29 protein-coding genes are annotated in these 26,787 nt (G+C 58.3%); 9 read left to right on the forward strand and 20 right to left on the reverse strand.

The features are described 5' to 3' along the window. Positions 1-83: 83 nt before the first annotated feature. The 4 genes from hisB to hisF are packed head-to-tail and all read left to right on the forward strand — an operon-like array spanning position 84 to position 2,883. Positions 84-677, forward strand: coding sequence for an imidazoleglycerol-phosphate dehydratase HisB (hisB, locus tag SIC19_RS13895; protein ID WP_007153401.1), 594 nt, complete (start codon positions 84-86; stop codon positions 675-677). A 51-nt stretch (positions 678-728) separates the two neighbouring features. Further along, complete coding sequence (hisH, locus tag SIC19_RS13900; protein WP_127401859.1) at positions 729-1,370, forward strand: imidazole glycerol phosphate synthase subunit HisH; 642 nt, start codon at positions 729-731, stop codon at positions 1,368-1,370. Further along, positions 1,364-2,101 (forward strand): 1-(5-phosphoribosyl)-5-[(5-phosphoribosylamino)methylideneamino]imidazole-4-carboxamide isomerase, encoded by a 738-nt coding sequence (gene hisA / locus SIC19_RS13905; RefSeq protein WP_036208766.1) that lies wholly within the window; start codon positions 1,364-1,366, stop codon positions 2,099-2,101. Before hisH ends, hisA begins: the two co-directional genes overlap by 7 nt. Positions 2,102-2,109: 8 nt before the next feature. Beyond that, positions 2,110-2,883 (forward strand): imidazole glycerol phosphate synthase subunit HisF, encoded by a 774-nt coding sequence (gene hisF / locus SIC19_RS13910; protein ID WP_127401858.1) that lies wholly within the window; start codon positions 2,110-2,112, stop codon positions 2,881-2,883. Between the two features lie 9 nt (positions 2,884-2,892). On the opposite strand, the gene SIC19_RS13915 is transcribed toward hisF, so the two are convergent. From SIC19_RS13915 to gpmM, 4 genes are all read right to left on the reverse strand, one after another. Further along, a complete protein-coding gene (locus tag SIC19_RS13915) occupies positions 2,893-3,702 on the reverse strand; it encodes a divergent polysaccharide deacetylase family protein (protein ID WP_127401857.1) in 810 nt (269 codons plus the stop codon). Next, positions 3,699-5,099, reverse strand: a complete 1,401-nt coding sequence (locus SIC19_RS13920) for a S41 family peptidase (protein WP_127401856.1) — start codon at positions 5,097-5,099, stop codon at positions 3,699-3,701. Before SIC19_RS13920 ends, SIC19_RS13915 begins: the two co-directional genes overlap by 4 nt. A 104-nt stretch (positions 5,100-5,203) precedes the next feature. After that, the gene (locus SIC19_RS13925) at positions 5,204-6,310 is read right to left on the reverse strand and encodes a murein hydrolase activator EnvC family protein (RefSeq protein ID WP_091642870.1); all 1,107 of its coding nucleotides are present in this window, start codon (positions 6,308-6,310) and stop codon (positions 5,204-5,206) included. Between the two features lie 26 nt (positions 6,311-6,336). Continuing rightward, entirely contained in the window at positions 6,337-7,884 is a 1,548-nt protein-coding gene (gpmM, locus tag SIC19_RS13930) for a 2,3-bisphosphoglycerate-independent phosphoglycerate mutase (protein WP_091642873.1), read from the reverse strand. A 161-nt stretch (positions 7,885-8,045) separates the two neighbouring features. On the opposite strand from gpmM, the gene SIC19_RS13935 reads away from it, so the two are divergent. Both SIC19_RS13935 and secB read left to right on the forward strand, forming a co-directional pair. Further along, entirely contained in the window at positions 8,046-8,462 is a 417-nt protein-coding gene (locus SIC19_RS13935; protein WP_007153393.1) for a rhodanese-like domain-containing protein, read from the forward strand. Between the two features lie 142 nt (positions 8,463-8,604). After that, positions 8,605-9,105: a protein-export chaperone SecB gene (gene secB / locus SIC19_RS13940; protein WP_007153391.1), complete on the forward strand. Its 501-nt coding sequence runs from the start codon at positions 8,605-8,607 to the stop codon at positions 9,103-9,105. Positions 9,106-9,164: 59 nt separating this feature from the next. Here secB and SIC19_RS13945 read toward each other — a convergent pair whose 3' ends face one another. The 6 genes from SIC19_RS13945 to SIC19_RS13970 all read right to left on the reverse strand — a co-directional run bounded on the left by SIC19_RS13945 (position 9,165) and on the right by SIC19_RS13970 (position 14,902). Next, entirely contained in the window at positions 9,165-9,911 is a 747-nt protein-coding gene (locus SIC19_RS13945) for a substrate-binding periplasmic protein (protein WP_177190627.1), read from the reverse strand. Further along, positions 9,889-10,353, reverse strand: coding sequence for a tRNA (uridine(34)/cytosine(34)/5-carboxymethylaminomethyluridine(34)-2'-O)-methyltransferase TrmL (gene trmL / locus SIC19_RS13950; RefSeq protein ID WP_075194389.1), 465 nt, complete (start codon positions 10,351-10,353; stop codon positions 9,889-9,891). The genes SIC19_RS13945 and trmL overlap by 23 nt, the downstream gene beginning before the upstream one ends. A gap of 7 nt (positions 10,354-10,360) precedes the next feature. Next, complete coding sequence (locus tag SIC19_RS13955) at positions 10,361-11,539, reverse strand: acetyl-CoA C-acetyltransferase (protein WP_007153388.1); 1,179 nt, start codon at positions 11,537-11,539, stop codon at positions 10,361-10,363. A 107-nt stretch (positions 11,540-11,646) separates the two neighbouring features. Next, entirely contained in the window at positions 11,647-12,393 is a 747-nt protein-coding gene (locus SIC19_RS13960; RefSeq protein ID WP_091642876.1) for a pteridine reductase, read from the reverse strand. A gap of 7 nt (positions 12,394-12,400) precedes the next feature. Beyond that, positions 12,401-13,510 carry a multifunctional CCA tRNA nucleotidyl transferase/2'3'-cyclic phosphodiesterase/2'nucleotidase/phosphatase gene (locus SIC19_RS13965; RefSeq protein WP_091642879.1) on the reverse strand — a complete coding sequence of 370 codons (1,110 nt, stop codon included), beginning with the start codon at positions 13,508-13,510 and terminating at the stop codon, positions 12,401-12,403. Positions 13,511-13,642: 132 nt separating this feature from the next. Beyond that, on the reverse strand, positions 13,643-14,902 hold the full coding sequence (locus tag SIC19_RS13970; protein WP_177190628.1) for a conjugal transfer protein TraF: 1,260 nt from the start codon (positions 14,900-14,902) through the stop codon (positions 13,643-13,645). A 251-nt stretch (positions 14,903-15,153) separates the two neighbouring features. Between SIC19_RS13970 and SIC19_RS13975 the strand changes: the two genes are divergently transcribed. Next, on the forward strand, positions 15,154-15,696 hold the full coding sequence (locus SIC19_RS13975) for an LPP20 family lipoprotein (RefSeq protein WP_075194393.1): 543 nt from the start codon (positions 15,154-15,156) through the stop codon (positions 15,694-15,696). Between the two features lie 14 nt (positions 15,697-15,710). Further along, entirely contained in the window at positions 15,711-16,907 is a 1,197-nt protein-coding gene (locus SIC19_RS13980; RefSeq protein ID WP_126811620.1) for a flagella assembly protein FlgT, read from the forward strand. A gap of 10 nt (positions 16,908-16,917) precedes the next feature. On the opposite strand, the gene SIC19_RS13985 is transcribed toward SIC19_RS13980, so the two are convergent. From SIC19_RS13985 to sufB, 7 genes are read right to left on the reverse strand one after another with little or no spacing between them, the layout of a single operon-like run. Further along, positions 16,918-17,379: a SufE family protein gene (locus tag SIC19_RS13985; protein ID WP_007153381.1), complete on the reverse strand. Its 462-nt coding sequence runs from the start codon at positions 17,377-17,379 to the stop codon at positions 16,918-16,920. Further along, positions 17,379-17,921, reverse strand: coding sequence for a putative Fe-S cluster assembly protein SufT (sufT, locus tag SIC19_RS13990; RefSeq protein WP_007153380.1), 543 nt, complete (start codon positions 17,919-17,921; stop codon positions 17,379-17,381). Before sufT ends, SIC19_RS13985 begins: the two co-directional genes overlap by 1 nt. Positions 17,922-17,961: 40 nt before the next feature. Continuing rightward, positions 17,962-18,315, reverse strand: coding sequence for a HesB/IscA family protein (locus SIC19_RS13995; RefSeq protein WP_007153379.1), 354 nt, complete (start codon positions 18,313-18,315; stop codon positions 17,962-17,964). Between the two features lie 13 nt (positions 18,316-18,328). Beyond that, on the reverse strand, positions 18,329-19,582 hold the full coding sequence (locus tag SIC19_RS14000) for an aminotransferase class V-fold PLP-dependent enzyme (RefSeq protein ID WP_127401855.1): 1,254 nt from the start codon (positions 19,580-19,582) through the stop codon (positions 18,329-18,331). Between the two features lie 6 nt (positions 19,583-19,588). Then, complete coding sequence (gene sufD, locus SIC19_RS14005; RefSeq protein WP_085679189.1) at positions 19,589-20,875, reverse strand: Fe-S cluster assembly protein SufD; 1,287 nt, start codon at positions 20,873-20,875, stop codon at positions 19,589-19,591. Between the two features lie 12 nt (positions 20,876-20,887). After that, positions 20,888-21,661 (reverse strand): Fe-S cluster assembly ATPase SufC, encoded by a 774-nt coding sequence (sufC, locus tag SIC19_RS14010; protein WP_041334000.1) that lies wholly within the window; start codon positions 21,659-21,661, stop codon positions 20,888-20,890. Between the two features lie 60 nt (positions 21,662-21,721). Continuing rightward, the gene (gene sufB, locus SIC19_RS14015) at positions 21,722-23,170 is read right to left on the reverse strand and encodes a Fe-S cluster assembly protein SufB (protein ID WP_075194399.1); all 1,449 of its coding nucleotides are present in this window, start codon (positions 23,168-23,170) and stop codon (positions 21,722-21,724) included. Between the two features lie 453 nt (positions 23,171-23,623). Here sufB and SIC19_RS14020 point away from each other — a divergent pair, with 453 nt between their 5' ends. Next, entirely contained in the window at positions 23,624-23,977 is a 354-nt protein-coding gene (locus tag SIC19_RS14020; RefSeq protein ID WP_041334002.1) for a helix-turn-helix transcriptional regulator, read from the forward strand. 62 nt (positions 23,978-24,039) lie between these two features. Here the strand turns inward: SIC19_RS14020 and fabB are convergent, their stop codons facing one another. From fabB to SIC19_RS14035, 3 genes are all read right to left on the reverse strand, one after another. Continuing rightward, the gene (fabB, locus tag SIC19_RS14025) at positions 24,040-25,251 is read right to left on the reverse strand and encodes a beta-ketoacyl-ACP synthase I (RefSeq protein WP_085679192.1); all 1,212 of its coding nucleotides are present in this window, start codon (positions 25,249-25,251) and stop codon (positions 24,040-24,042) included. Positions 25,252-25,261: 10 nt separating this feature from the next. Continuing rightward, positions 25,262-25,771: a bifunctional 3-hydroxydecanoyl-ACP dehydratase/trans-2-decenoyl-ACP isomerase gene (gene fabA / locus SIC19_RS14030; RefSeq protein ID WP_007153372.1), complete on the reverse strand. Its 510-nt coding sequence runs from the start codon at positions 25,769-25,771 to the stop codon at positions 25,262-25,264. 159 nt (positions 25,772-25,930) lie between these two features. Next, positions 25,931-26,761 (reverse strand): ion transporter, encoded by an 831-nt coding sequence (locus SIC19_RS14035; RefSeq protein WP_041334003.1) that lies wholly within the window; start codon positions 26,759-26,761, stop codon positions 25,931-25,933. Positions 26,762-26,787 lie beyond the last annotated feature (26 nt).

The following is a 26,787-nucleotide window of genomic DNA, read 5'->3' on the forward strand; positions in this document are numbered from 1 at the left end:
TTGCGGGACGCGGGGAATCATAAAAGGTATAATGCGCGCAGACACTTTTCCGGCATGTGCCGACTGATGACTTTGGAGTCCCCATGGCCGAACGCAAGGCTCGGGTAGAAAGAAATACCCTGGAAACACAGATCACCGTCGAGATCGATCTCGACGGCACCGGCAAGTCCAGCTTCGACACGGGCGTGCCTTTCCTTGAGCACATGATGGATCAGATTGCCCGCCACGGGCTGGTGGACCTGAACATTGTCTCGAAGGGCGACCTGCACATTGATGACCACCACACGGTGGAAGACATTGGTATCACCCTGGGCCAGGCCTTCAAACAGGCGGTTGGCGACAAGAAGGGCATCCGTCGTTACGGCCATGCCTACGTGCCGCTTGACGAAGCACTGTCCCGCGTGGTGATTGACCTGTCTGGCCGTCCCGGCCTGATGATGGATGTGCCCTATACCCGTGGTGCTGTGGGAGGCTTCGACGTCGACCTGTTCGAGGAGTTCTTCCACGGCTTTGTGAACCACTCCATGGTCACCCTGCACATCGATAACCTGAAGGGTAAGAACACCCACCACCAGATCGAAACCGTGTTCAAGGCCTTCGGTCGTGCCCTGCGTATGGCCATTGAAATGGACGAGCGAATGGCGGGTATTACCCCGTCCACCAAGGGGTCGCTGTAAGCGGCCCTGGGCTCAACTAAAAGAACCACGATTCAGGAAGTCTCTCTTCGCATGAAAACCGTTGCCATTATCGACTACGGCATGGGTAACCTTCATTCCGTCAGCAAAGCGGTTGAACACGTCGCGCCGGATACACAGGTGCTGGTCACCGACAACGCCGAGCAGATCCGCAGCGCGGACCGGGTGATCCTCCCTGGCGTGGGTGCCATCCGCGACTGCATGGCGGAAATCCGCCGCCTGGGAATTGATGAGTTGGTGCGGGAAGTCTCCGCTGACCGTCCGTTGCTCGGCATTTGCGTAGGCATGCAGGCGCTGATGTCCCGCAGCGAGGAAAACGGCTGGGTGGATTGTATCGACCTGTTCCCGTCGGAGGTGCGCTTCTTCGGTGACAATCTCACCGAGAACGGCGAACGCCTGAAAGTGCCTCATATGGGCTGGAACGAAGTGCGCCAGACCATGGATCACCCGCTTTGGCACGATATTCCCGACGGCGACCGCTTCTATTTCGTGCACAGCTACTACGCTGAAGCCGAGGGCAACCCGGATATTGCCGGCCGTACCCATTACGGCGTTGACCTGGCTGCAGCCGTGGCGAGAGATAACATCTTTGCGGTGCAGTTCCACCCTGAAAAAAGCGCTCGGGCGGGGCTGCAGTTACTGAAAAACTTTACCAACTGGACTGGAACATGCTGATCATCCCGGCCATAGATCTGAAAGACGGCAAATGCGTAAGACTGCGCCAGGGCCGTATGGACGACTCCACCGTTTTCGGTGACGATCCTGTTGATATGGCAACCCGCTGGGTGGATGCTGGCGCCCGCCGCCTGCATCTGGTGGACCTGAATGGTGCCTTCGCCGGTGAGCCCGTCAACGGCGAAATCGTCCAGGCCATCGCTCGCAAATACCCGGATTTACCCATCCAGATTGGCGGCGGTATTCGTTCGGCGGAAACCATCGAGGCCTATCTGAAAGCCGGTGTACAGTGGGTCATTATTGGTACCAAGGCGGTGAAAGAACCGGAATTCGTCACCGAGATGTGCAAGCGCTTTCCCGGCCACATTATCGTGGGCCTGGACGCCAAAGACGGCCGCGTTGCCACTGACGGCTGGGCGGAAGTGTCTGAAGTCATGGCGACCGACCTGGCGAAACGTTTTGCCAACGACGGCGTCGAGTCCATTGTTTACACCGACATCAGCCGCGACGGCATGATGCAGGGCGTGAACGTGGAGGCCACCGCTGCACTGGCGGAAGAAGGCGGCATTCCCGTGATCGCTTCTGGCGGCGTTACCAACATGGACGATCTCAAGCGCCTTGCTACCGTGGCTGACAAGGGCATCCTCGGTGCGATTACCGGCCGAGCCATCTATGAAGGCACCCTGGATGTGGCCGAGGCCCAGGCCTTCTGCGACAGCCTGAAGGGGTAAAACGAATTATGGCTCTGGCAAAACGCATTATTCCCTGCCTGGATGTCGATAAAGGCCGCGTTGTAAAAGGCGTGAACTTCGTCGATATCCGCGATGCCGGTGACCCGGTGGAAGTGGCCCGCAAGTACAACGAACAGGGCGCCGACGAAATCACTTTCCTGGACATCACCGCCAGTCACGAAAGCCGCGATACCACCTATGAAACCGTGGAGCGCATGGCGGCTGAAGTGTTTATCCCGCTGACAGTGGGTGGTGGTGTGCGCACTGTTGAGGACATCCGCAAGCTCCTGAATGCAGGCGCGGACAAGGTTTCTATCAATACTGCGGCGGTGTTCAATCCGGACTTCGTGCGCGAAGCGTCTGACCGTTTTGGTAGCCAGTGTATCGTTGTCGCCATTGATGCCAAACGTGTCACTGGTGAAGGAGAGGAGCCCCGATGGGAGATCTTCACCCACGGTGGGCGCAAGCCGACAGGGCTGGATGCCGTTGAATGGGCTCGCAAGATGACCGCGATGGGTGCCGGTGAGTTGCTGCTGACCAGCATGGACCGTGACGGCACCAAAATCGGATTCGACCTGGGGCTGACCCGCGCCATCAGCGACGCTGTATCAGTGCCGGTCATTGCTTCAGGGGGTGTGGGCGAGCTTCAGCATCTGGCAGACGGTGTGACCGAAGGTCGCGCGGATGCCGTACTGGCGGCGTCCATCTTTCACTTCGGTCAGCATACGATTCCCGAAGCAAAGGCATTCATGAAGGCCCAGGGGATTGTGGTGCGGGATTGAGGCCGGGCCTCATTCCTGCTTCGCCAGCGCGGGCCGAATCGCCCGCTTTTCCCCTTCCGCAAACATTGGCCGGTTGCCATTCCTCATCGCCCATACGCCGCTGACGGTCGCTACGGCAATTCCCTGCTCGTCCAGCTCTGGCAGACGTTTCTCCAGATAGTCCACCGTTACCTTGTGAGGATGGCCAATGCCGATGGCGCTGCCGTTTTCCTTTGCCCGCTTGATAAGAAGCTCGAACTGCTGATTCACGAATTCCTCGGTTTGCTCGTGATCCAGGAACACGTCGCGGGTGAGGGTGGGTATGCGGTAAGCGGCTGCGACTTCGCCCGCAATGGAGGAAGCGATGGTGCGGCTGTCCACGAAGTAGACCGGGTAGTGATCGAGTTCAGACATCACCCAGTCCATCGGCTGAAGTTGTTGAGTTAGCAGGCTGCCCATATGGTTGTTCACGCCCTGCACATGGGGAATGGACTGAAGCGCTCGCCGCAAGGTAGTGGCCAGGCTGTTCTGGTCCATGTCCGGGTTCAGGCCGCCGGGCCCAAGGCCGATGTTACGGGTATTGGCCATTGGCGCATGCAGCATGATTTCCTTGTGCTTCTGGTGCGCCAACTCCGCCAGTCTGGTGGTGTATCTGCGGTAGGGCAGAAAAGCCAGGGTGATGGGCTGATCCAGGGCGATCAGTCGCTCACCCTCCACCAGGTTATGTCCCATGTCATCGATGATGATGGCAATAGTGGGCGGGAGTTGCCCCTCGTGCTCCCCGGCAACAACCGGGGAGGTGGCCAAAAGGGCGGCAATCAGTGTTGCTAGAACTTTCAATCCGCGCTTTCCTGTGTCGGCTTGTTACGCTTGTTGAGAATGCCCATGCCTTTCAGCAGGTTCAGTGCAGAGCGTAGCTGGAAGTCCTTGTTCGCCGGCGACGTGCTTTGTGCGTCCTCCTGCTTTTGCGGTTCTTCCTGCTTCCCCTCATCCTGCCCCTCAAGGTGGCCGCTGAGATCCGCCTCGGTAAAGAACGGCTGACTGTCGAGCTCCGTCAGTTGCGCCGGCTTCACTTCAATATCCGGTTTGATCCCCTTGGCCTGGATGGAGCGCCCATCCGGGGTGTAATAGCGGGCGGTGGTCATCTTGATGGCGTGAGTCTCATCCAGGGGGATGACGGTTTGCACGCTGCCTTTGCCGAACGACTGGGTGCCCATGACCACGGCACGCTGGTGATCCTGAAGCGCGCCCGCAAGAATCTCGGATGCAGAGGCGGAACCGCCGTTAATCAGAACGACAATGGGCGTATCCGGCATCACATCTCCGGGTTTGGCGTTGAAGCGCAGGCGCGAGCTCTGGATGCGGCCTTCCGTGTAGACGATCAAGCCGCTATCCAGCAGGGCATCCGCTGCTTCAACCGCCGCCTGGAGAATGCCACCGGGGTTGTTGCGCAGGTCGATCACCAGGCCGTCCAGGTCGCTGCCATGTTCTTTCTCCAGGGCTTCCAGTGCCTTGGTGAACTGGGTGCCGGTATCCGCCTGGAACTGGGTTATGCGAACGTAGCCATAGCCGTTCTCGATGATGCGGGATTTGATGCTGGTGACCTTGATGATGTCACGTTCCACATCAATCTCGATCGGCGCTGATTCTCCCTCGCGTATGATGGTCAGGGTGAGGACGGTTCCGGGCTTGCCGCGCATCAGTTTAACGGCTTCTTCCAGCGACATGCCTTTCACCGGCTGGTCACCCAGCTTGATGATCAGGTCACCCGCCTGTACGCCGGCCTTCTGAGCAGGGGTGTCATCGATGGGGGAGATAACTTTTACGAAGCCATCTTCCATGCCCACTTCGATGCCCAGGCCGCCAAACTCGCCGGAGGTGCTCTCTTCGAGCTGTTCGTAGTCTTTCGGGGCCAGATAGGTGGAGTGCGGGTCCAGGTCAGACAACATGCCTTTGATCGCGCTTTCGAGGAGCTGTCGGTCGTCCACCTCTTCCACATAGGCGTCCTTGATTCGGCCAAACACTTCGGCGAATTTGCGAAGGTCGTCCAGTGGTAGCTGTTCTTCCGGATCGGGCAGCTGTATTTCCACCTGCTCACCGTGCTGGATGCCTTCCAGCAGGCGTCGGGTTTCTTCATCGGCTTCCTGGGCATGAATAAGGCCGGGCAGAACGGTTAAGCAGGTGGCAAGGGCGAGTGCGCGTGTGCTGGCGTGGTGTAGACTTCTTACCCGTCTCATTCACATGTCCTGTGTTAATCCGATGACTGGTTGTTCCCAAGTATTGCTGGACAGTATGGCGTTACCGGGCTGATTTGTCAGCCTTTGGGGTAGCGTGAACCAGTTCATCGGTTGCCGAGCCAGCGTCGGGGATTGTCCGGTTTTCCATTGTGGCGGACCTCGAAATACACCGCGGGGTCATTGGTCCCGCCGGTTCGGCCAGCCTGGGCAATTGCCTCGCCCGCTTCAACCCAGTCTCCGGGGCTGGTGAACAGGCTACTGCTGTGGCCGTAGAGCGTCATGTAGCCGTCGCCGTGGTCGAGGATGGTGATCAGGCCAAACCCGCGTAGCCAGTTGGCGAAAACAACGCGGCCATAGTGAACGGCTTTTACGTCGCCTTCCTCGGCGGTGTTGATCAGCAGTCCGTTGTGCTTGAGTTTTCCGCTGGCGTAACTGTCTCCGAAGTTGCGGACGACTTTGCCTTCCGCCGGCCACGGCAGTTTGTTCTTGAGTGATCCGAACGGATCTGACTCATTGGGCGTGGGGATGTTGGCGATGGCCTCTTCGACCTCCCGCAGCAGTTTTTCCAGGCGCTTGCGATCCTCTTCCAGTTCCTCGCGTTCGCTCAGCCGATTGCTGATGTCGGTTTTCAGGGCCGCCAGGGTCTGTTCCCGTTCCTTTTTGCTGCTGCTCAGCTTTTGTTGGCGGTCGGCGACATTCTCTTCCAGTTCTGCCAGCCGCATCCGCCCGGCCTTGACCTGCTTTTGCGTTTCTTTCAATTGGCGGAGATTGGCAGCGAACGCCTCGAGGCGGTCAATGGTGTCCCGGCTGAGGTACTCGTAGTAGGTCATCGTGCGGGCGATCTTGTCCGGGTCAATCTCGTTGAGCAGGACTTTGACGGCGGGTGCGTCGCCTTCCATCCAGGCGGCGCGGATCTGTTTCTTCAGGCTGTCGCGCTGGCTTTCCAGCACGCGGGTGAGTTCGGTCTCTTCCTTGCCGAGCTTGGTCAGGCGCTGTTGCTGTTCCCGTGCCTGCTGGCGGAGCTCCCGGCGTTCGCGGGTGAGCCGGCCTATTTCCTGTTCGAGCCCGGAGAGCTGTTGCTCCAGCGAGGAACGGTCTTCCTCGGCGTCGGCAAGCCACTCATCAATATCGGCAATCTCTTCCTTGAGATCTTCTATCTGGCCAGGTGTGACCTGTTGCTCCGCCAGTGCTGGCGTGACGACTGCAAGCATCGTCACCGCCAGCCAAAGACGCAGACTCAACCGATCTCCACCAGGCTGTGCCCGGTCATTTCAGCCGGTTGTTCGAGGTTCATCAAGCTCAGCAGGGTGGGTGCCACGTCGCTGAGGCTACCGTCGTCCCTGAGGTTGACCTTGCGTGGGCCAACGTAGATAAGCGGTACGGGGCCGATCGTGTGGGCCGTGTGTACCTGGCCGGAATTGGGGTCGGTCATCTGTTCGCAGTTGCCGTGGTCAGCGGTGATCAATGCTTCACCGCCCACTTCCTGCAAGGCTTCGGTAATACGGGCTACACACTGATCGATGCATTCCGCGGCCTTGATGGCGGCATCCAGCTTGCCGGTGTGGCCCACCATGTCGCCATTGGCATAGTTACAAACAACCAGGTCGTATTTCCCGCTCTTGATCGCCTCGACCAGCTTGTCAGTGACCTCGGGCGCACTCATTTCCGGTTGCAGATCGTAAGTCGCCACTTTGGGCGAAGGAACCAGGATTCGGTCCTCACCTTCAAACGGTGTTTCGAGACCGCCGTTAAAGAAGAAGGTAACGTGTGCGTACTTCTCGGTTTCGGAAATCCGCAGCTGGGTTTTGCCGAGGCTGGCCACATACTCGCCCAGGCCATTGGTCAACTGCTCCGGGGGATAAGCGCAGGAAGTGTTAATGTCGGCTGCGTACTCGGTCAGCATGACGAAGTCAGCCAGTTCCGGATGCTTGCGACGCTCAAAACCGTCGAAGTCCTTTTCCACGAAGCAGCGTGTCATCTCGCGGGCGCGATCGGCGCGGAAGTTCATGAATATAACGGTGTCACCGTCGTTGATGGTGCCTTCGTTATCGCCGCTGGCCATGATACGGGTGGCTTTTACAAACTCGTCGTTCTCGCCGCGCTCGTAGGCTTGCTCCAGCGCGGACACCGGATCAGCTGAGGTGAACTCTGCTTCGCCCAGGGTCATAACGTTGTAGGCTTCTTCCACACGGTCCCAGCGATTGTCTCGGTCCATGGCGTAGTAGCGGCCAACAATGGAGGCCACCCGGCCCACGCCCAGGTGCTTGAGTTTGGTGGCGGCTTTTTCCAGTGACGCTTTTGCACTGCGGGGAGGCATGTCGCGGCCATCGAGGAAGGCGTGGATATAGACTTCCTTCGCGCCGCGCTTGGCTGCCATCTCAGCGGCCGCCAGTACGTGGTCTTCATGGCTGTGAACGCCGCCGGGGGAAAGCAGGCCCATCAGGTGCACAGCACGGTTGCTGCTGACGGCTTTATCAATGGCGGCGCAAAGTACGGAATTTTCCGTAAAACTACCTTCTTCTACATCTTTGTCGATGCGTGTCAGGCTCTGATAAACCACCCGGCCAGCGCCCAGGTTCATGTGCCCAACCTCGGAATTACCCATCTGTCCCTGGGGCAGGCCGACAAACATGCCGGAGGTGTTGATGAGTGTTTTCGGCTGATTTTCCCAGAGCTTATCCCAACACGGGGTGTTGGCGTTGCTGATGGCGTTGTCTTCAGCCGGGTCACGGTGGCCCCAGCCATCAAGAATGATCAGTGCGGTAGGCTTACGCGTGGCAGTCATCACTTAGTCCGATGGTAGTTTGGTAAATTTACTAAAACGAACATTGATTCTAAACATTTTCGCACCCTCCGGCCAGTGGCGTCACCTTCGGCCTGGTCACCTTCTGTCCTTGGGGAAGGGTGTGTATAATCCCGCCACAAACTATTCAGCAAGGTGTTTTCATGGAAAGGGTGTTCGAGTTCGCGGTTAACCATTACATTCTGGTATCTCTGTTTGTCGCTTTCCTGCTGGCCATATTGGTGCTCGAGTCTCGCCGTGGCGGCAAGAAAATCTCTGCGCAGGGAGCCGTGAATCTGATTAACCGCGACGAAGCTGTCGTCGTCGATATCCGTGATCGCAAGGATTTTAACGAGGGCCGGATAACCGGTTCAATCAATATTCCCCTTAATAGTATCAAAAGTCGTGCGTCGGAACTGAAGAAGTTCAAGGACAAGCAGATTATTGTGGCTGACAAGATGGGTCAGCATTCCGCCATGGCGGTCAAGCAGTTGAATGCGGAAGGCTACGCCAATGTGGTTCGCCTCAACGGTGGCGTTGCGGACTGGAAAGGCAGCAATCTGCCGTTGGTGAAGAAGTAACGGCCCTGCCAGGCCTTGAACTGAACGGTAAACTGTCGCACTGTTTCACATCGGCCGGCGGAGCCAGGCATTACACTGTTCCGGCAGCACTGACATAACAACGGGCCCTGGTTGCCCCTTATCGAGAATGAAAGGATAGAACATGGCTGAAAATGAGCAGGCCGCAGCAGGCAACGAAAACCAGAATCAACCACAGTTCGCGCTCCAGCGTATCTATGTGAAGGATCTGTCGTTCGAGTCGCCGAATTCCCCGACGGTTTTTCAGGACCAGTGGAAACCTCAGGTTAATCTGGATCTGAACACCTCCCACAACAAGATCAGCGATAACCAGTACGAAGTGGTCCTGTCTCTGACTGTGACCGCGAAAGTCGATGAAAAAGTGGCTTACATCGTCGAGATTCAGCAGGCGGGCGTTTTCCTGGTGAAAGGTATTGAAGGCCCGCAGCTTGGCCAGATGCTGGGTGCCTATTGCCCCAACATCCTGTTCCCCTACGCTCGGGAAGCCATTGACGGCGTGGTCGGTCGGGGTAGCTTCCCGGCGCTGATGCTGGCACCGGTTAACTTTGATGCCATCTACGCACAGGCATTGAAGCGCAAGCAGGAAGAGGCGTCAGGGGAAGCGAAGGAAGAGCAGACTCACTGATACGCTCTCGTCACAAGCGTCAGAAAAACCCCGCCAACGGTTCAGGTTCGTGGGGTTTTTTATTGGGCGATTTCCTGCCCGATACCGTCACTGATTATCTGGTCGATCTCGCCGGATGCCTTCATGGACTCCAGCGCCCGGGACAGGCAAGGGATATCGTCTTTTCGGGATTCATGAACCCAGTGATAGAGGGGGGCTTGCAGCAGTGGCTCGCCAATGGACAGGTTTGGGTTCTTGCGTTTGGCCGCCAGGGCATCCCACTCCAGGGTCAGTGCCACGTCGATACGGCCTCGTTCCAGCAGATCGATCAATTGAAAGGTGTCACTGGTGGCAACCTGTGTCACATCCTCGGGCAGCACCCGCGCAATCATTCGATAGCCATTGAGGAAACCAATCCGTTTTCCCTTCAAAGAGGCCTTTGAATCGCCGGCCTTGCCGTTGAGAACCACCGAAACCAGGCGCGCCTCCTGGATGGGCGTCGTCAGCGGTAGCAGCGGGGCATTGTCGTTGACGGCCATCGGGATTCGGGCAAGCTCGCCGTCTGACTGGCCTTTCTCCGCCATAAGCACGGCCCGTGCAGCCGGGACATCCAGATATCTTATGTCCAGCCCGCAGCTGTCATAGAGCTTTCTGATGATCTGTTTGCCAAGGACCACAGACACTTCTGACGTTGTCGAGGGCGTGGTGATAACACGGGTAGCCAGCGTATTGTTATTGGACCAGGCGTTGCTGGTGGTCAGCATGAGCAAAACGGCAAAAACGGGCCATCCGCTCTGGCGAGGGTTACTGCGACCCTTCAAATCCAAACTGCCTCCACGCTTCATAAACCACCAGTGCTACCGTGTTGGATAGGTTAAGGCTGCGACTTTCCGGTCGCATGGGCACTCTCAGGCGATGGTGCTCCGGCATCGCCTCTCGGACGTCCTGTGGCAGCCCGCGAGTTTCGGGGCCGAACATCAGATAGTCACCGTTCTGGTATTCGACATCATGATAGCCGCGGCTACCTTTGGTGGTCAGCCCGAAAAGCCTTGAAGGTTGCTCACTCTCCAAAAAGGCCTGGTAGTCGGAGTGTACCGTTACCGTTGCGTACTCACTGTAGTCCAGGCCCGCCCTGCGCATCTGCTTGTCCTCCAGGGTAAAACCCAGGGGTTCAATCAGATGCAGCCGGCAGCCGGTGTTGGCGCAAAGCCGGATGATATTGCCGGTATTCGGCGGTATCTCCGGCTCGAACAGCACCACGTTCAACATCCTGTGATCAACGCTCCACGGCGAGGGCAACACCCATGCCGCCGCCAATGCACAGGGTGGCAAGACCCTTCTTTGCATCCCGGCGAGCCATCTCGTGCAGCAGGCTGACCAGAATCCGGCAACCGGAAGCCCCGATTGGATGGCCCAGTGCGATGGCACCACCGTTCACATTGACCTTCGCGGTATCCCATCCCAAGTCCCGATTAACGGAAATGGCCTGGGCGGCGAAGGCTTCGTTCGCTTCCACCAGATCCAGATCGTCCACCGACCAACCGGCCAGTTTCAGGCAGCGTTGGCTTGCCGGGATCGGGCCGGTGCCCATAATGGCCGGGTCGACACCGGCATTGGCATGAGCCCTGATCGTGGCCAGAGGCTCAAGCCCAAGTTCCTTGGCCTTGTCGGCGCTGCACACGATGACGGCCGCCGCGCCGTCGTTAAGGGAAGACGCATTGCCGGCGGTGACGGTTCCATCCTTTTTGAACGCGCCACGAAGCTTGCCCAGGCTGTCCGCGGTTACGCCAGCGCGCGGGTTCTCGTCCGTGTTGACGATCAGTGGATCGCCCTTGCGCTGAGGAATAGTGATGGGAACAATCTGGCTTTCGAAGTAGCCCGCGTCGATCGCGGCGGCCGCCTTCTGTTGGGACGCGGCAGCAAACTCATCCTGTTCTTCACGGGTGATGCCGTACTTCTCCACGATGTTTTCTGCGGTGACGCCCATGTGGTAGTCGTTAAAGGCGTCCCAAAGGCCATCGGAAATCATGGTGTCCACCATGTTCCAGTTACCCATGCGCTGGCCGTTGCGGCTGTTGGGCAGCACGTGGGGAGCCTGGCTCATGCTCTCCTGACCACCGGCAATCATCAGCTCGGCATCGCCGCAGCGAATGGCCTGGACCGCCATGTGCACCGCCTTCAGTCCCGAGCCACATACCTTGTTGATCGTCATTGCCGGTACAGAGGCGGGGATGCCGGCGTTGATGGACGCCTGGCGTGCCGGATTCTGTCCGCAACCGGCCGTCAGAACCTGGCCAAGGACCACTTCGTTGACCTGATCGGCAGCAACACCGGTTTCTTCAAGCAGGGCTTTGATAACGGCGCTGCCCAGCTTATCGGCACTCAGGCTGGACAGCCCGCCGCCGAAGCTGCCGACGGCGGTACGTTTGGCGGCTACGATAACTACATCACGCATGGAGTCTCTCCGGTTTGCACGCAGATTTTAAAAGCTGGCTTCATTGTATCGGAAAGCGAGAGTGGGCCAAAGCAGGCAGCTGCGATGGTCTTAAATATTGAGGGATCTTACATATTGAGGCTGCGTCCGCCATCCACCGCGAGGATCTGGCCGGTGACAAACGGGGCGTCGCACAGCAGGAAGGCGATGGCGCCAGCAATGTCCTCCGGCTTGCCGGTACGGGCCAGGGGCGTTTTGGCCAGTATACTCTGCTGGTAACCTTCGTCGATCGCCGCATCACCCTCTGGCCAGAGGATCGCGCCCGGTGAAACCCCATTTACACGTACCTCCGGTGCCAGGTCCTTCGCCCACGACTGGGTCAGTGAAGCGAGCCCGGACTTGCTGGCGCAGTAAAGCGGATGGTCGGCCAGCGGTCGTTGGCTGTAGATATCGATAAGATTCACGATGGCGCCCTGTGACTGTTTCAAGGCAGAGAGGCAGGCCTGGCCGAGAAAAAAAGGCGCCCGCAGGTTGGTGTTCATGATCGCGTCCCAGTCACCTGCGCTGGCGTCCTGTGTAGGGTTCGGGTAGAACACCGAGGCGTTGTTCACCAGGCCATCAAGCCGACCCCAGGTGGAAATTGCCTTGCGGGCCAGCAGTTCTGTCTGATCCGGGGCGGCAAGATCGGCCTGGATGACAACCGCCGATTTCTGTCGGATGCTGTTGAGCTCGTCACGAAGGGCATCCGCGTCCGCCTCCCGCGAACGGTAATGAATGACCAGGTTCCAGCCGCGTTGGTGGAGATGTCTGGCGGTATGGGCGCCAAGCCGATGCGCTGCGCCGGTAATGAGCACTACAGGTGTTGAGGATGCCATCGCGTGTCTACTCTTTGTTGAGAAATGCGAGGATACGCCGCAACCGCTCTTTGCGGATTGCTTCACCCAGTTCTTTTCCACGAAACCCCTGTTCCATCAGGGTTTTCGCCTGCACCCCGGTGGCGGCGTGTTGCGCGGATTCCAGCCAATCCACCTTGTGCCGCTCTGTCTCCGGCAGCGCGCATTTCAGAGCAACCAACAGGCCGGAAAATCGGTCTGCCCGACGCCACACGTCTGCTCCATCCAGCATGTCCAGCAACAGGTCGGCGTCGTGAGACGTCATAGTGTGAATCTTTGGTATCACGTCGGTGATGAGGCGGGTGAGATCCTGGCAGTCGTTGGGGGCTTTCAGTGCCCTGGCTCGATTCCGGGCTTCGGCTGGCGCCAGGGGGGAAAGCAGCGCGGCGAAGCGGACACTGGTGTCGTCGCTGCTTTCGTGGGCACGGCGCAAGGCGCCGATGGCGCCTGAAAACGCCTTGAGTGGCTCAAGCTCCGGTATAAGGATGGCCAGTGCGCCGCATTCATGCAGGACCTCGAAGAAGGTGCCGGGTTCCTGCTCATGCAACGCTCGCTGGATTTCCTGCCATACCCGCTCCGGCACCAGGTCGCCGACCTCTCCCTGGTCCACCATCTGCCGCATCAGCGCCATGGTGGGTTCGGCAATGGTGAATCCCTGGGGCTGCAGGCGGGCAGCAAAGCGTGCAGTGCGCAGTATGCGCAGCGGGTCCTCGGCGAAGGCCTCGGAAACGTGGCGTAGTTTGTGATCCTGCAGGTCCTGGCGGCCGTGGAAGGGGTCGACAATTTCACCTGCGGTGGACTTTGCCATGGCGTTGATGGTCAGGTCACGGCGCTTCAGATCGTCCTCAAGGGGCACGTCCGGGGCGCTGTACACGGCAAACCCGTGGTAGCCTCGTCCCTGCTTTCGTTCCGTTCGTGCTAATGCGTATTCCTCCCGCGTGTCTGGGTGAAGGAATACCGGAAAATCCGCGCCTACCTGCTTGAAGCCCTGTCGCAACATGTCTTCCGGCGTTGCACCGGTGACCACCCAGTCCCGGTCTTTGACCGGCAGACCAAGAAGTTCATCACGGACGGCTCCGCCCACCAGATAGGTTTTCATGGATCGGGTTCTGCTCCTTGAGGGATGTTGCTCTAGGGATTATCCCGGCAAGGCGGGCCACAGGCAAACCGGTTGGCCACAAAAAAGCCCGGTATCAAACCGGGCTTGGTGGACTGCTTCTATACAACAGGCTCAGAATGCAGCACCGAGCTCAATCGCCGCGCCCAGATCGGCATCGCTGATCAGGCCGCCGATATCGAGGCGGGCACCGAAGGGCGACAGGCCGATACCGGCCGTAAACTGGGTGTCTTCCTCGATGCCATCGTTGTCGTCATTGCTGGCCAGGTTCTGGCGCACGCCGAAGCGAAGTTGGGCGTAGCGGAAAGCGTCGAATTCCGCGCCGAGGGCAACCCACTGGGTGTCATCCTCATAGCCGAAGGCTTTCTTTTCCGTCAGGTCCACTTCTGCGGTCAGCACGTGGAAGTCGCCTTTATGGGCGATGCCCGCGGTTACCATCGGGTCAAGTTCCAGAGTGCGCTTTTCCTCGTCGGGGCGGCTGGCTGCAGAGTCCAGCTCCATGGGGATCAGGTTCTTGACCGCAATGCCGGCATTCCACTGGTTGCGGGATCCGAAAGCGTAGGCGGCGCCCACGTCCAGGTTGAACCCGCTCTTGTCGGTCTGGTATTCGTCGCTGTCGAACTCGTCGTCTTCAAACCCGGAGACGGTTTCGGTGTATTGGAAGGTGCGCAGTTGAACGTATTTTGGCGATACGCCGAGTTGCAGCCGTGAGCTGTCCTGAAGCTCTATGGAAGTGGCGATGGAAAGGCCTACTTCGGCGACAGCGGAGGCCAGGATGCGGCCGCGGGACTCCAGGTCACGGTCGAGATCGGCGGCAATCAGGTCGACGGTGCTTGCGGTTTCCAGGTCGGCCAGAAACTGCTCGTCGTCCTCGTCAAACTCCCCGCGGACGGTGGCGCGGATGTTGCCGTTGGTGAAAAAGCCGACGGCAAAAGACTCCGTGGGCACGGCCAGGGCGACGCCCAGGCCGCCGTCAATCCGCACGGTGTCGCGGTCAAAGTCGTTGAGCTGACGTCTCAGGTCGCCGGCGGCTTGGCGGGCATCGTCCGGGTTGGACGTCTTGTCCAGTTCCTGGAAGCGATCAATCGTGTCCTGAATATCGTCGATCTGGTCAACGGTTTCCTCTTCGTCCGCAAAGCGGGCGTTGACGGAGGGCAGCATCAGACCAAAATCGTTGGACCATTCATGGTGGTCCGCAGCCATCATCGCCGGATTGGTGGCGCCCGCCGCAGCCGGATGGGCGACGGCGACACCGGTGCCGCCCATGGCAAAGGAGCGTGACGACATGAACGCCTGCGGGCTCGCGATGGCGGAGGTGGTGGCGATGGAAAGGCCGATGGCCAGTGATAGCTTGGTCAGACGGGTTGGGGTCATGATGAGTCCTGATGAAGCGATGATGCTAAGTTAAAAGTGACATGCAGTTCAGGTTAATCCAGTTGCCGCCGTGACTCACCGGTGATGCGGTAACGGTTTGTTTTTTTACTGTAAATAGCGGTAGTTTTTTGCCGCCTGGTTTCTGTGTGGCGGGCCCGGTGGGACATGAAATTATGGAATTCAGTCGGTTACAAAGGTTGGCGTGAATTTTTCATAAGGGCAGTGAACAGATGTTTTTTCGGAGAACCAACATGACCCTGCGGTGGATACTGATACCTGCGCTGATGGTGACAATGATCGGCTGCGCCCCCGTGGGCCAGCACCGGAACGCCGGTGCCGACGGGCAGCAGACCGAACTGGACCCGATTACCGTGCGAGTTAGCGGCTTCGGGACCTATGAGGAAGTGTCGAAAGATCGCCTGAACACGCGCAAGCGCCTGCTTGCCCGGCGTGCGTCCCAGTTGGATGCCTATCGCAACCTGGCGGAGCGGGTTTATGGCACCGTGATCTACGGCAGCTCAACGGTTAACGATTTCGTATTGCAGAACGATATGTTCCGCACCTACGTTGATAGCTACATCCGTGGCGCCAAAATGGTTGCCGTGAATGAACACAGTGACGGCGTGGTGGAAACCGTTATGGAACTCAAGCTGGAGCCCAGGTTCCGTGCCTGTGTTTCCCGCGTAACCGATCGGGAAGTGCAGGACCTGTGCCCAATTCCGATGCCCAGAGGCAATGACAGCACCGGAGATTTCCAGAGCCGGGGCGTTGATTCCCTCTACTACCTCGAATAAGAGAACGATTTCCCATGAAGCTGGCTATTTCCGTTGTCACAGCACTGTTGGTAATTGCGTGTGGCGGTGCCCAGGCAGTGGTGCTGGAGGGCGTCGGCCACGCCACCATTTACAACGATGACGTCGACAGCGCACGGCAGGAGGCTAAGAAGGCGGCGTTAAGGGATGTTTCCCTGCAGTACGAAGCCAGGATCAGTAGCCGCGACACCATGGAAAACGGTGTGGTGACGGAATCCCGCCTACAGGTTGCCTCGTCAGCGCGGGCAAAGTCCGTTGAAGTGGTGGACGAGTACCGGCGGGGCAATCTGTTACGTGTCACGGTTCGCGCCGACATGTCGGCCGGCGGCCAGTGCCAGGCCGGCGATGCCGCAGAGTTGAGAAAGCGCGTGGCCGTGACCGGTTTCCCCATGGTGTATCCGGATCAGGCCCGGATAGGGCGCATAGGGGATGCCGGCGAAGTCTTGCCGCAATTGTTGCAGGCAGATCTACAGAGTGGTGGCCAACTCCAGGTTTTTGGTGCGACCACCCAGCGCCTGTTTGATGACCTGCTTAATGCCCCAACGCACCAGAAATTCAACAATCGATTGAGCAACGTGATCCAGGTGGCTCGCGAGCTTGGGGTGCAGTTTGTGGTTACCGGTGTCATCCGTGATGTTGGCGTGTCTGACCCGGACGCCTGGGGAAGTTCTGTTATCGACCGCCTGCAACGGGGCATTGGTGCGGCGAACCAGAACCGGCGGTTTGTGGTGGACATGATGGTTTATGACGGCTTCAGCGGCGCACCTGTCTATCAGGAGCGGTTTTCGGCGGAGGCACGTTGGAATGCTGGGCCGGGGTCTTCTGATGGGTTCGGGTCGGCGGGTTTCCGGGAAACCGAGTACGGACAGGCTGTTGCGGGATTGATGAACAACATGGTGTCCGCGGTCAATGATGCGCTTGCTTGTCAGCCATTCATCACGCGGGTGACGAGAGTCGACGGTAACAAGGTCACGCTCGATTCCGGAGCCACGGCAGGCTTGCGCCCGGGGGATGAGCTGAAACTCTATCGCAGTGCCAGTTTCTTCGATTCACCCGGGGCGACCCCGGAACTGGTGGACAGCCGCGCCACCATGACAGTGAACAACGTTCACCCGGATTTCAGTAACGGCAGCATTCCTGTCTTTGGCGGGCTGATTAATATACAGCGGGATGACGTGGCTATCGTCTGGTAGGGCTGCTCAATCACGCTGCGGCGGTTTCCGCAGCCACATCCCGGATTTTGCCAACCATGGCTCTCAGGCCGTTGCCCCGTGTGGGCGAGATGTGGCGGAACAGATCCAGTTGTTCGAACAGCTCGTCGATGTCCGTGGCCAGCAGGTCCCTGGGAGACTTGCCATTCAGGGCCACCAGGATAATGGCGGCAAGGCCGCGAACGATGATGGCGTCAGAGTCAATCAGCAGGTACAGCTTGCCACTTTGCTCATCGTAATGATGGATCAGCCACACCTGGCTCTGACAGCCGTGAACGTAATTCTCTTCCCTGCGCTCGTCGTCCGGAAATGCCGGTAGCTGCTTGCCAAGGTCGATAATGAACGCGTAACGCTCTTCCCAGTCGTCCAGGAATTCAAAGCCATCGAGGACGTCTTCGAGGGTGGTGTCTTTCCCGAGCGGATTGTTCAAAAACTCCTGTTCAGCGGCAGTCATTACAGCATCCCCAATTCAAGCTTGGCTTCGTCGGTGAGCATGTCATTGTTCCAGGGTGGATCGAAGGTCAGTTCGACGGTCACCTTGTCCACATTGGGTACATGCTCAAGCTTGGTCTTGACGTCTTCAGTGATCACCGGGCCCATGCCGCAGCCGGCGGCCGTGAGTGTCATCTTGACGTACACATGGTTGCCGTCTTCCGTGCCATTCTGTATTTCACACTCGTAGATCAGGCCCAGCTCCACCACGTTGACCGGAATTTCCGGGTCGTAGCAGTTGCGCATCGCTTCCCACACCTGGTTTTCGTTCACCGTACCGTCTTCAGGGGTGTCGAAGCTGCTTTCAAGGGGTTTCTTGCCCAGGGCATCGGCATTGTGGCCTTCAATACGAGCGAGGTTGCCGTTCACGGCCACGGTGAAGCTACCACCCAGTGACTGTGTGATGGTGACGAAGGTGTCCGACGGAATCATGATTTCGGTTCCGGCGGGCACCAGGCGCGCCTCTACTTCGCGTTTGGTCAGGACCACTTCCCGTTCTTGCATGCCTTAATGGGCCTCGTATTCGCTATCTGGTTTGTCGGGTTCAGGCGACTGTAAAGCTCTCGCCACAACCGCACTCTGCCGTCGCATTCGGATTCCGGAACTGGAACAGGGAGTTCACCCCTTCGGTCACGAAATCAATTTCAATGCCGTTCACCAGAGGCAGGTGCTCTTCCTTTACAAAGACGTCCACACCGTCGATGTGAAACACCTTGTCGTCCGCTGCGGCTTCTTCCACCCACTGGGTTTCATACTTGAAGCCGGAACAGCCGCTTTTCTTGATCGCCAGGCGGATACCTTTCGCCTCAGGCTTCTTGTCCAGTTGTTTGCGTACGTGTTTCACCGCTGTCGGGGTCATGGTGACCGCCACGGTTGGTGTGAAGACTTCGGCTGTCATATTTCCACCTCCATCAGGCAAACAGACGCTGGATTTTCTGCAGGGCAGTGAATAATTGTTCCACTTCCTCCAGCGTATTGTAAAACGCAAAGGATGCCCGGGCTGTACCGGGAACCCCGTAAAAGTCCATCAGCGGCATGGCGCAGTGGTGGCCAGTGCGAATCGCGATGCCCTGCTGATCCAGCAGTGTTCCTATATCACTGGGGTGCAGGCCGGCGATTTTAAAGGACATGACTGGCACCTTTTGGCTGGCCGTACCGATGATTTCCATACCCGGGACCGACTCGACCAGTTCGTTGGCACGGGTGAGAAGCGCGTTTTCCGCCGCTTCCATGCCATTGCGATCCAGGTCGCCCAGATAATCAATGGCCGCGCCCAGGCCGATGGCCTCGGCAACCGGCGGTGTGCCGGCCTCGAACTTGTAAGGCAGCACGTTCCAGGTGGTGCGCTCGAACGACACCCGCTCAATCATTTCACCGCCACCCTGGAACGGGGGCATTTCTTCCAGCAACTGGGCCTTGCCGTACAGCACGCCAACGCCCGTCGGGCCGAACAGCTTGTGGGACGAGAACACGTAGAAATCACAGCCCAGAGCCTGTACGTCCGGCTGGAAGTGCGGCACCGCCTGTGCGCCATCGATAACGGTGATCACGCCGTGAGCCTTGGCCTGCTCAATCAGCGGTGCAATCGGGTTCACCGTGCCCAGGACGTTGGACACGTGCGTCAGTGCCAGTACCCGGGTGCGGTCGCCCAGCAAACTATTGAACGAGTCCGGATCCAATTCACCCTGTGGAGTGATCTGGATGGGAACCACCTTCGCGCCCGTGCGCTCGGCCACCATCTGCCAGGGCACGATGTTGGCGTGATGTTCCATATGGCTGACGAGAATTTCGTCACCAGGCTTGAGGCGGCCGGCCAGGCCATTGGCCACCACGTTGATGGCCTCGGTGGTGCCACGGGTCCAGATAATCTCGCGGGTGCTGTCAGCGTTCAGGAACGCGCGAACCTTCTCCCGGGCGCCCTCGAAGGCGCTGGTGGCGCGGTCGCCAAGCGTGTGGGCGCCCCGATGGACGTTGGAATGCATTTCCCGGTAATAGCGATCCATGGCGTCCAGCACGGCGATGGGCTTCTGTGACGAAGCGCCGTTGTCCAGATACACGAGGGGCTTGCCGTTGATCTGCTGATCAAGAATCGGAAAGTCCCGGCGAATGGCCTCGACGTCGAACGCCGCAGTGCCCGCCTTTTTGGCCATGGAAAGGTCTGTCATAACCGGTCAGGCCTCCTGAAACGTCTGATCGAAAAATTCATTCAGCCGGAGCTGGGCAGCGTCTTTGACCGCCTGAACCGGAATCTGTTCAACAAGTTCGTTAATAAAGGCCATTGTCAAAAGGGTATTGGCCTCACGGCGACCGATGCCGCGGGATACCAGATAGAACAGGGAAATCCTGTCGAGCTGGCCGATGGTGGCACCATGGGCGCATTTGACGTCGTCCGCGTAAATCTCCAACTCGGGCTTGGTGTCGATTTCGGCGCCGGTGGAGAGCAACAGGTTCTTGTTGTTCATGTTCGCGTTGGACTTCTGGGCATCCTCGTGGATATGGATGCGGCCATTGAACACCGCGTGGGACTCGTCTGCAGCGATATTGCGATAGGTTTCCTCGCTGTCGCAGTGGGCGGCCACGTGTTCAATAGAGGTATGGTTGTCGTAGTGCTGCTTGCCCTGGGTGACAACCACGCCGTTCAGCTTGCACTCACCGCCTTCGCCTTCCAGCCGAACCTGCAGGTCATGGCGACGCAGTGGCCCACCGAAGCCCACGCAGTGGCTCTCGAAGCGGGAATTGGCGGCCTGGCGAACACCGGTAGCCCCGATGTGCTGTACATTTTCGCCTTCCATTACCAGCCGCACATTCGTGACCTGGGCTCCATCTGCCAGTACAAACTCGGTGACGGTATCCACCATGACCGGCTCCTCGCCACTGGAGAGGTATTCCTCTACCACCGTAATCTGGCTGTGACGCGCGGCATCCACATAAATGCGCGGGTACGCCGAGCCGGAAGCTGTGCCGGTCACTTCGTGCACGATGAACAGCGGCTGATCGAGAACCGCTTCCTTGTCCAGCTGGATGTACAGGCCGTCTTCAAAGCGAGCGGAGTTCAGTCGCGCCATCTGTACGGCACGGGTGTCCAGCGTGTTGTCCAGGCGTTCGGCCAGGGCCGCGGCCTCGTCATCGTCCAGATCGGCGAAGCGTTGAATGCGGATGCCATCCAGGTCCGGAAAGTCCGAGGCCTCCGGAATCATCACGCCGTTGTGGAACACCACGCGATAACCGGGAATCGACAAGCTGCAGCCGTCCTTGCCGGTTGCGGGCAGGGTGGTGGCCAGTTCGTCGGTCAGCTTCAGGTGCCGGCTGGAGTATTTCCAGTTCTCGGTTTTGCGGGTGGGCAATGGCATATCCACCAGTGCCGTGCCCCGCTGTTTGCGCAGTTCAAGCAACGGCTCGGGCAGCGAATGCCCGCCCGGCTCAAGGAAGGCGCTGGAAATGGTTGGTGCTGGTTTCATTCCACGGCCTCCTTAGCTGGCTGCACTGGGGGTGGCTTCTTCGTCTTTCACGCCGAGCCAGCCGTAGCCACGCTCTTCGAGCTCGAGGGCCAGCTCGCGACCCCCGGATTTGACGATCCTGCCACCGGCCAGTACATGAACATGGTCTGGCACGATGTGGTTCAGCAGACGCTGGTAGTGAGTCACCATCAGAATGGCACGGTCTTCGGCGCGCAGGGCGTTTACGCCCTTGGAAACCACCTGCAGGGCATCAATGTCGAGCCCTGAGTCTGTCTCATCCAGAATGGCCAGCTTTGGCTGCAGCAACAGCGCCTGAAGAATCTCATTGCGCTTCTTCTCGCCACCGGAGAAGCCTTCGTTGACACCGCGCTTGAGGAACGCCGGGTCCAGGTCCACCTGTTTGGAAACCTCTTTGGCCAGCTTCATGAACTCCGCGGCGTTCATTTCCTGCTCGCCGCGGTGTGTGCGCATGGCGTTGACGGCGGTGCGCAGGAACTGCAGGTTGCTGACGCCGGGAATCTCCACCGGATACTGGAACGCCAGGAAAATACCTTCACGAGCCCGCTCTTCGGTTTCAAGGTCCAGCAGGTTCTCGCCGTTCAGGCTGATTTCGCCCTGGGTTACCTCAAATGTCTCATTGCCTGCCAGCACCTGGGACAGGGTGCTCTTGCCTGAGCCGTTGGGGCCCATGATGGCGTGAACTTCCCCGGCCTTGATCTCCAGGTTGATGCCCTTGAGGATCTCTTCACCCTCAACGGATGCGTGCAGGTTCTTGATGCTTAGCATTTCTGGCGTCTCTCTATAATCTGAAAACTGGAATCTGAATATCTGTATATGAGCCTGGGCTTAACCAACGGACCCTTCAAGGCTGACTTCAAGCAACTTGCCAGCTTCCACGGCAAACTCCATCGGCAGCTCCTTGAACACCTCTTTACAGAAGCCGTTCACAATCATGGAAACCGCCTGCTCCGGGTCGATGCCACGCTGGCGGCAGAGGAACATCTGCTCGTCGCTGACCTTGGAGGTGGTTGCCTCGTGCTCAACGATGGCCGACTTGTTCTTGCTCTCGATGTACGGGAAGGTGTGGGCGCCACAGCGGTCGCCGATCAGCAGCGAATCACACTGGGTATAGTTACGTGCACCTTCCGCACCCGGGCCGAACTTCACCAGCCCGCGATAGGCGTTGGAGCTCTTGCCGGCGGAAATGCCCTTGGAGATGATGGTGCTGGACGTGTTCTTGCCCAGATGAATCATCTTGGTACCGGTATCCGCCTGCTGGTAATTGTTGGTCAGTGCCACCGAGTAGAATTCGCCCACGCTGTTGTCACCACGCAGCACGCAACTCGGATACTTCCAGGTCACCGCGGAACCGGTTTCGACCTGGGTCCAGGAAATCTTGGAGTTCTTGCCAATAGCGGCGCCTCGCTTGGTGACGAAGTTGAAGATGCCGCCTTTGCCATTCTCATCGCCCGGGTACCAGTTCTGCACCGTGGAATATTTGATCTGTGCATCGTCCAGGGCTACCAGTTCAACAACGGCAGCGTGAAGCTGGTTTTCGTCGCGCATCGGCGCGGTGCAGCCTTCCAGATAACTGACGTAGCTGCTGTCCTCGGCGATGATCAGGGTGCGCTCGAACTGCCCGGTATTGGCCGCGTTAATGCGGAAGTAAGTGGACAGTTCCATGGGGCAACGAACACCCTTGGGTACGTACACGAACGTGCCATCTGAAAACACGGCGGAGTTCAGGCCCGCGAAAAAGTTGTCGCCTGCAGGAACCACAGAACCCAGATACTTTTTCACCAGTTCCGGGTAGTCCTGGATGGCCTCCGAAATGGAGCAGAAGATTACGCCTGCCTTGGCCAGCGGCTCCTTGAAGGTGGTCGCCACCGAAACGGAGTCGAATACGGCGTCAACAGCCACGCCGGCGAGCTTTTCACGCTCGTGCAGGGGAATGCCCAGTTTCTCGTAGGTCTTGAGCAGCTCAGGGTCGACTTCGTCGAGGCTCTGGGGCATGTCTTCCTTGCGCTTGGGCGCGGAGTAATAGGAAATCGAGTTGTAGTCGATTTTCGGATAACCCACGTGTGCCCAGTCCGGCTCGTCCATTTCCAGCCAGCGACGGTAGGCCTTCAGGCGCCATTCCAGCATCCATTCCGGCTCTTTCTTAATGGCGGAAAGGCGGGCAATGACGTCTTCGTTCAGGCCGGGCTCGAACGTGTCGGCTTCGATGTCTGTTACGAAACCGTGTTCGTATTCCCGTTTGATCAGCTCGTTCACCTCTTTATCGGTGGTCGCCATGATCGTCGCTCCGTATTCTCTCATCTCGGGCCTTGCAGCCCCTGGTGTCGCCGGTAGTCTCGTGTTCAGGGCTGCCGGGCGGATGTCATAAATTCATGCGTCGCAGTGATCGCCCCAGATCTGGGTGCGCCCTGCAATCGGTTTTTGGATGACGGATTGGGTGCGGCCCTGTTGAAAATCAAGGGCAATATCCGTTTCTTCTGGTGAGTGAGTATACAATACCAGAGTAAAATAGTCAGGTATTAAATTGCGCGTGTCGTGATTATACCTTAATCGACCCTTGTGGCACTAAGGGTGCGGTAATCGGGTCGATAGCCCGGCTCTTTGTGCTATTAGGCGGAGTGTGTCTTCCTGTCTGCGACTAAAGCCCAATATGGTTATTTTCGGCTAACATGTGTACGCTGACCAGCGCAGGTAAAGCGTGCCTGCAGGGAATGATCAGGAGACCGTGACATGCACTCAGAACCGATGAAGCCCCGCGCGGCTATGGCACCGTTCAGTGCGCGAGTGACTTCGTTGATTGCCGGGCATCTGGAGCGAGGTCGGGTAGGGGTGGAGGCTGTTGCCTCTCAACTGCACATGAGCCGGCACACGCTCCATAAAAGATTGAAAGAAGAAAATCTGACCTTTGCTGCGTTGCTTGAGGACATCCGGCGTGAACGGGCGCTGGCCTACCTGAAGGATCGCAGTAAGCCCCTGGTGGAAATCGCTGAACAGCTCGGGTTCTCCGAACTCAGTGCTTTCAGCCGTGCGTTCAAACGCTGGATGGGTAAATCGCCAGGAGCCTACCGCTCGCGGGTTGCTTAAGGAATATTGAAAACGCCGGGGCCGCAAATTTGTGCGTGCCCCGGCGGCTTGCTGCCGGGTGGTCAGGCTTTCTTGAAGATCAGCGTGCCATTGGTGCCGCCGAAGCCAAAGCTGTTGCTCATCACCAGGGGCAGATCCACGTTGTCCTGCCGTTCCCGCACGATGGGGTAGCCTTCGGCGCCCTCGTCCAGGTTCTCGATATTGGCTGACGGAGCAATAAAGTTCCCCCGCTGCATGATCAGGCTGTAGATGGCCTCGTGCACACCGGCTGCGCCCAGAGCATGGCCGCAAAGTGGCTTGGTTGAGCTCAGTGGCGGTATCTTGTCGCCAAAGGTTTCCTTCAGGGCTTTGAGTTCGGTGACATCCCCCGCTGGCGTGCTGGTGCCGTGGGTGTTGATGTAGCTGATCTCGCCATCGATGTTTTTCATCGCCTGCTGCATGCAGCGAATGGCGCCTTCACCGCTGGGCGCCACCATATCGGCGCCGTCAGAGGTTGCGCCGAAGCCCACCAACTCGGCCAGGATGTTGGCTCCGCGAGCTTCCGCATGCTCCAGGGCTTCCAGTACCAGGATGCCGCCGCCGCCAGAGATGACGAAACCGTCCCGGTCCCGATCGTAGGTGCGGGAGGCTTTTCCGGGGGTGTCGTTGTATTTGGTGGACAGCGCACCCATGGCGTCGAACATCAGGCTCAGCGTCCAGTGGATGTCTTCACCGCCACCGGCAAACATCACGTCCTGGCGGCCCAGGGCAATCATATCGGCAGCATGGCCAATGGAGTGGGCACTGGTGGCGCAGGCTGAGGTGATACCGTAGTTGATGCCGGTAATGCCAAATGCCGTAGCAAGAGAGGCGTTGATAGCGCTGCCCATGGTGCGGGGCACACGATAAGGCCCTACACGACGGATGCCTTTCTCACGGTGGGTGTCGATGGCGTCCATCAGCTCCACCGTTGATGCACCGCCAGCGCCGGTAATGACGCCGGTAGAGTTGGCGCGGATATGCTCTTCTGTCAGCCCGGCTTGTTCAATGGCTTCTTTCATCGCCAGGTAGGTGTAGCCGGAGGCCGGGCACATGAAGCGCATCAGTTTGCGGTCGATCAGTTCCGGCAGATTCAGGTCAATCTGTCCGCATACATGGCTGCGCAGACCGTTGTCCTTGGCTTCCTGGCTAAAGCCAATGCCAGGAATTGAATCCCGCAGGGACCGGGTTACTTCGTCTTGATTGGTTCCGAGGCTGGAGACGATTCCCATGCCTGTAATAACAACACGACGCATTTAATGGCTCCTAGAAGTCATCCGTAGAATTGAACATGCCGACCTTCAGGTCTTTGGCGGTGTATATTTCCCGGCCATCCACTTCCATACGGGCATCGGCAATGGCCATGGTGAGCTTGCGGCGGATGACCCGTTTGATGTCGAGGTGATACCGAACGAGTTTGTTCGTGGGTAGCACCTGGCCGGAAAACTTCACCTCACCGCTTCCAAGCGCACGCCCCTTGCCTTCACCTCCGGTGGCTGCCAGGAAAAAACCCACCAACTGCCACATGGCGTCCAGGCCCAGACAGCCGGGCATGACCGGATCGTCCACAAAATGAACCTTGAAGAACCAGAGGTCCGGGTTGATGTCCAGCTCCGCAACGATGCTGCCTTTGCCATAGAGCCCGTCGGTTTCGCTGAAATGGGTAACGCGGTCCATCATCAGCATTTCATTGATGGGCAGTCGCATCTTGCCGGGGAAGAGCGTGCCTTGTCCGCAGGCTTCCAGATCGGCCTTGGTAAAGTGATCAGGGGTCATAATGCCAGTGTTCCTGTTACAAAATGGTTTCTTATACTTTAGCTGGTATTACCGCTAAGGCTATTGACCATTGGTTGCAGTTTGCAGTCGGGCACAAATTTTCTGTGACGATTTTTCACTTCGCCATGGCGACGCCACCCTGGCCAACGACTCCGGAGGTCAGCGCCCCCCGGATTTCTCGGATACCTGCTTCGTCAGTTCCTGCAACTGTTGCTGAACCGCCTTTAACTGGCGTGCGATCTCGTCCCGTTCATCGTGGGCTTTTTGGGCCTGCTCCGCATTCTGTTCCTCACTCATGACTTCCAGGATAGCCCCGATCATCATGTTGAGGAATACGAAGGCCGTCAGGAATATGAACGTCAGGTAGTAGAGCCAACTGAGCGGGTAGGATTCCATCGTGGCATACATCACATCCGTCCAGTCCTCGAAGGTTGCCACCCGGAACAGAGTAAGCATGGCTATGGCGACATCGCCCCAAAGGGTCTCGTCCACGTCGGCAAAGAACATTGAGCCCATGGCCGCATAAATGTAGAAAATGATAAACATCAACAGGGCGATGTAGCCCATGCGCGGGATGGCTTTCAGAAGAGAGTTGATCAGGAAGCGCAGCTCTGGCACCACAGAGACCAGGCGCAACACCCGGAACACACGCAACAATCGACCAAGCAGCACGGCGTCGGAGTTGTCCAGGGGGATGAGGCTACCAACCACGACCAGTGTATCGAACAGGTTCCAACCATCCATCAGAAAGCGTTTCTTGTTGGGGCAGGCAGCAAAGCGGAACAGGATTTCTATCAGAAAAAATACGGTGATGGCGCTGTCCATCACGCTAAGGGAACCCTCCACCAGTGGCGGAAGCTCATAGGTCTTTGCGCCAATGGTGAGCGCCGACAGGATGATAATGCCGATAACCACGCTCTGGAAGATCCGGCTGGACTCTATGCGGCGCAGTTGTTCGAATCCGGTTGTAGGGCTTGGTTGGGCAGACATGGGAAAACAGCAACTCCATAACGATC

The organism is Marinobacter sp. MIT930201 (assembly GCF_047122665.1).
Lineage (GTDB): Bacteria > Pseudomonadota > Gammaproteobacteria > Pseudomonadales > Oleiphilaceae > Marinobacter > Marinobacter salarius.

Bases quoted from the DNA above. Each gene is read 5' to 3' on its own strand.
- secB (WP_007153391.1), top strand. From the start codon at position 8,605: ATGGCTGAAAATGAGCAGGCCGCAGCAGGCAACGAAAACCAGAATCAA.
- SIC19_RS14020 (WP_041334002.1), top strand. From the start codon at position 23,624: ATGCACTCAGAACCGATGAAGCCCCGCGCGGCTATGGCACCGTTCAGT.
- SIC19_RS13975 (WP_075194393.1), top strand. From the start codon at position 15,154: ATGACCCTGCGGTGGATACTGATACCTGCGCTGATGGTGACAATGATC.
- SIC19_RS13985 (WP_007153381.1), bottom strand. From the start codon at position 17,379: ATGACTGCCGCTGAACAGGAGTTTTTGAACAATCCGCTCGGGAAAGAC.
- gpmM (WP_091642873.1), bottom strand. From the start codon at position 7,884: ATGACTGCCACGCGTAAGCCTACCGCACTGATCATTCTTGATGGCTGG.
- SIC19_RS13920 (WP_127401856.1), bottom strand. From the start codon at position 5,099: ATGAGACGGGTAAGAAGTCTACACCACGCCAGCACACGCGCACTCGCC.
- SIC19_RS13980 (WP_126811620.1), top strand. From the start codon at position 15,711: ATGAAGCTGGCTATTTCCGTTGTCACAGCACTGTTGGTAATTGCGTGT.
- SIC19_RS13970 (WP_177190628.1), bottom strand. From the start codon at position 14,902: ATGACCCCAACCCGTCTGACCAAGCTATCACTGGCCATCGGCCTTTCC.
- SIC19_RS13925 (WP_091642870.1), bottom strand. From the start codon at position 6,310: ATGCTTGCAGTCGTCACGCCAGCACTGGCGGAGCAACAGGTCACACCT.
- SIC19_RS13935 (WP_007153393.1), top strand. From the start codon at position 8,046: ATGGAAAGGGTGTTCGAGTTCGCGGTTAACCATTACATTCTGGTATCT.
- SIC19_RS13965 (WP_091642879.1), bottom strand. From the start codon at position 13,510: ATGAAAACCTATCTGGTGGGCGGAGCCGTCCGTGATGAACTTCTTGGT.
- fabA (WP_007153372.1), bottom strand. From the start codon at position 25,771: ATGACCCCTGATCACTTTACCAAGGCCGATCTGGAAGCCTGCGGACAA.
- fabB (WP_085679192.1), bottom strand. From the start codon at position 25,251: ATGCGTCGTGTTGTTATTACAGGCATGGGAATCGTCTCCAGCCTCGGA.
- SIC19_RS13995 (WP_007153379.1), bottom strand. From the start codon at position 18,315: ATGACAGCCGAAGTCTTCACACCAACCGTGGCGGTCACCATGACCCCG.
- hisF (WP_127401858.1), top strand. From the start codon at position 2,110: ATGGCTCTGGCAAAACGCATTATTCCCTGCCTGGATGTCGATAAAGGC.
- sufB (WP_075194399.1), bottom strand. From the start codon at position 23,170: ATGGCGACCACCGATAAAGAGGTGAACGAGCTGATCAAACGGGAATAC.
- SIC19_RS13955 (WP_007153388.1), bottom strand. From the start codon at position 11,539: ATGCGTGATGTAGTTATCGTAGCCGCCAAACGTACCGCCGTCGGCAGC.
- trmL (WP_075194389.1), bottom strand. From the start codon at position 10,353: ATGTTGAACGTGGTGCTGTTCGAGCCGGAGATACCGCCGAATACCGGC.
- sufD (WP_085679189.1), bottom strand. From the start codon at position 20,875: ATGAAACCAGCACCAACCATTTCCAGCGCCTTCCTTGAGCCGGGCGGG.
- SIC19_RS14000 (WP_127401855.1), bottom strand. From the start codon at position 19,582: ATGACAGACCTTTCCATGGCCAAAAAGGCGGGCACTGCGGCGTTCGAC.
- SIC19_RS14035 (WP_041334003.1), bottom strand. From the start codon at position 26,761: ATGTCTGCCCAACCAAGCCCTACAACCGGATTCGAACAACTGCGCCGC.
- sufC (WP_041334000.1), bottom strand. From the start codon at position 21,661: ATGCTAAGCATCAAGAACCTGCACGCATCCGTTGAGGGTGAAGAGATC.
- hisH (WP_127401859.1), top strand. From the start codon at position 729: ATGAAAACCGTTGCCATTATCGACTACGGCATGGGTAACCTTCATTCC.
- sufT (WP_007153380.1), bottom strand. From the start codon at position 17,921: ATGCAAGAACGGGAAGTGGTCCTGACCAAACGCGAAGTAGAGGCGCGC.
- hisA (WP_036208766.1), top strand. From the start codon at position 1,364: ATGCTGATCATCCCGGCCATAGATCTGAAAGACGGCAAATGCGTAAGA.
- hisB (WP_007153401.1), top strand. From the start codon at position 84: ATGGCCGAACGCAAGGCTCGGGTAGAAAGAAATACCCTGGAAACACAG.
- SIC19_RS13960 (WP_091642876.1), bottom strand. From the start codon at position 12,393: ATGGCATCCTCAACACCTGTAGTGCTCATTACCGGCGCAGCGCATCGG.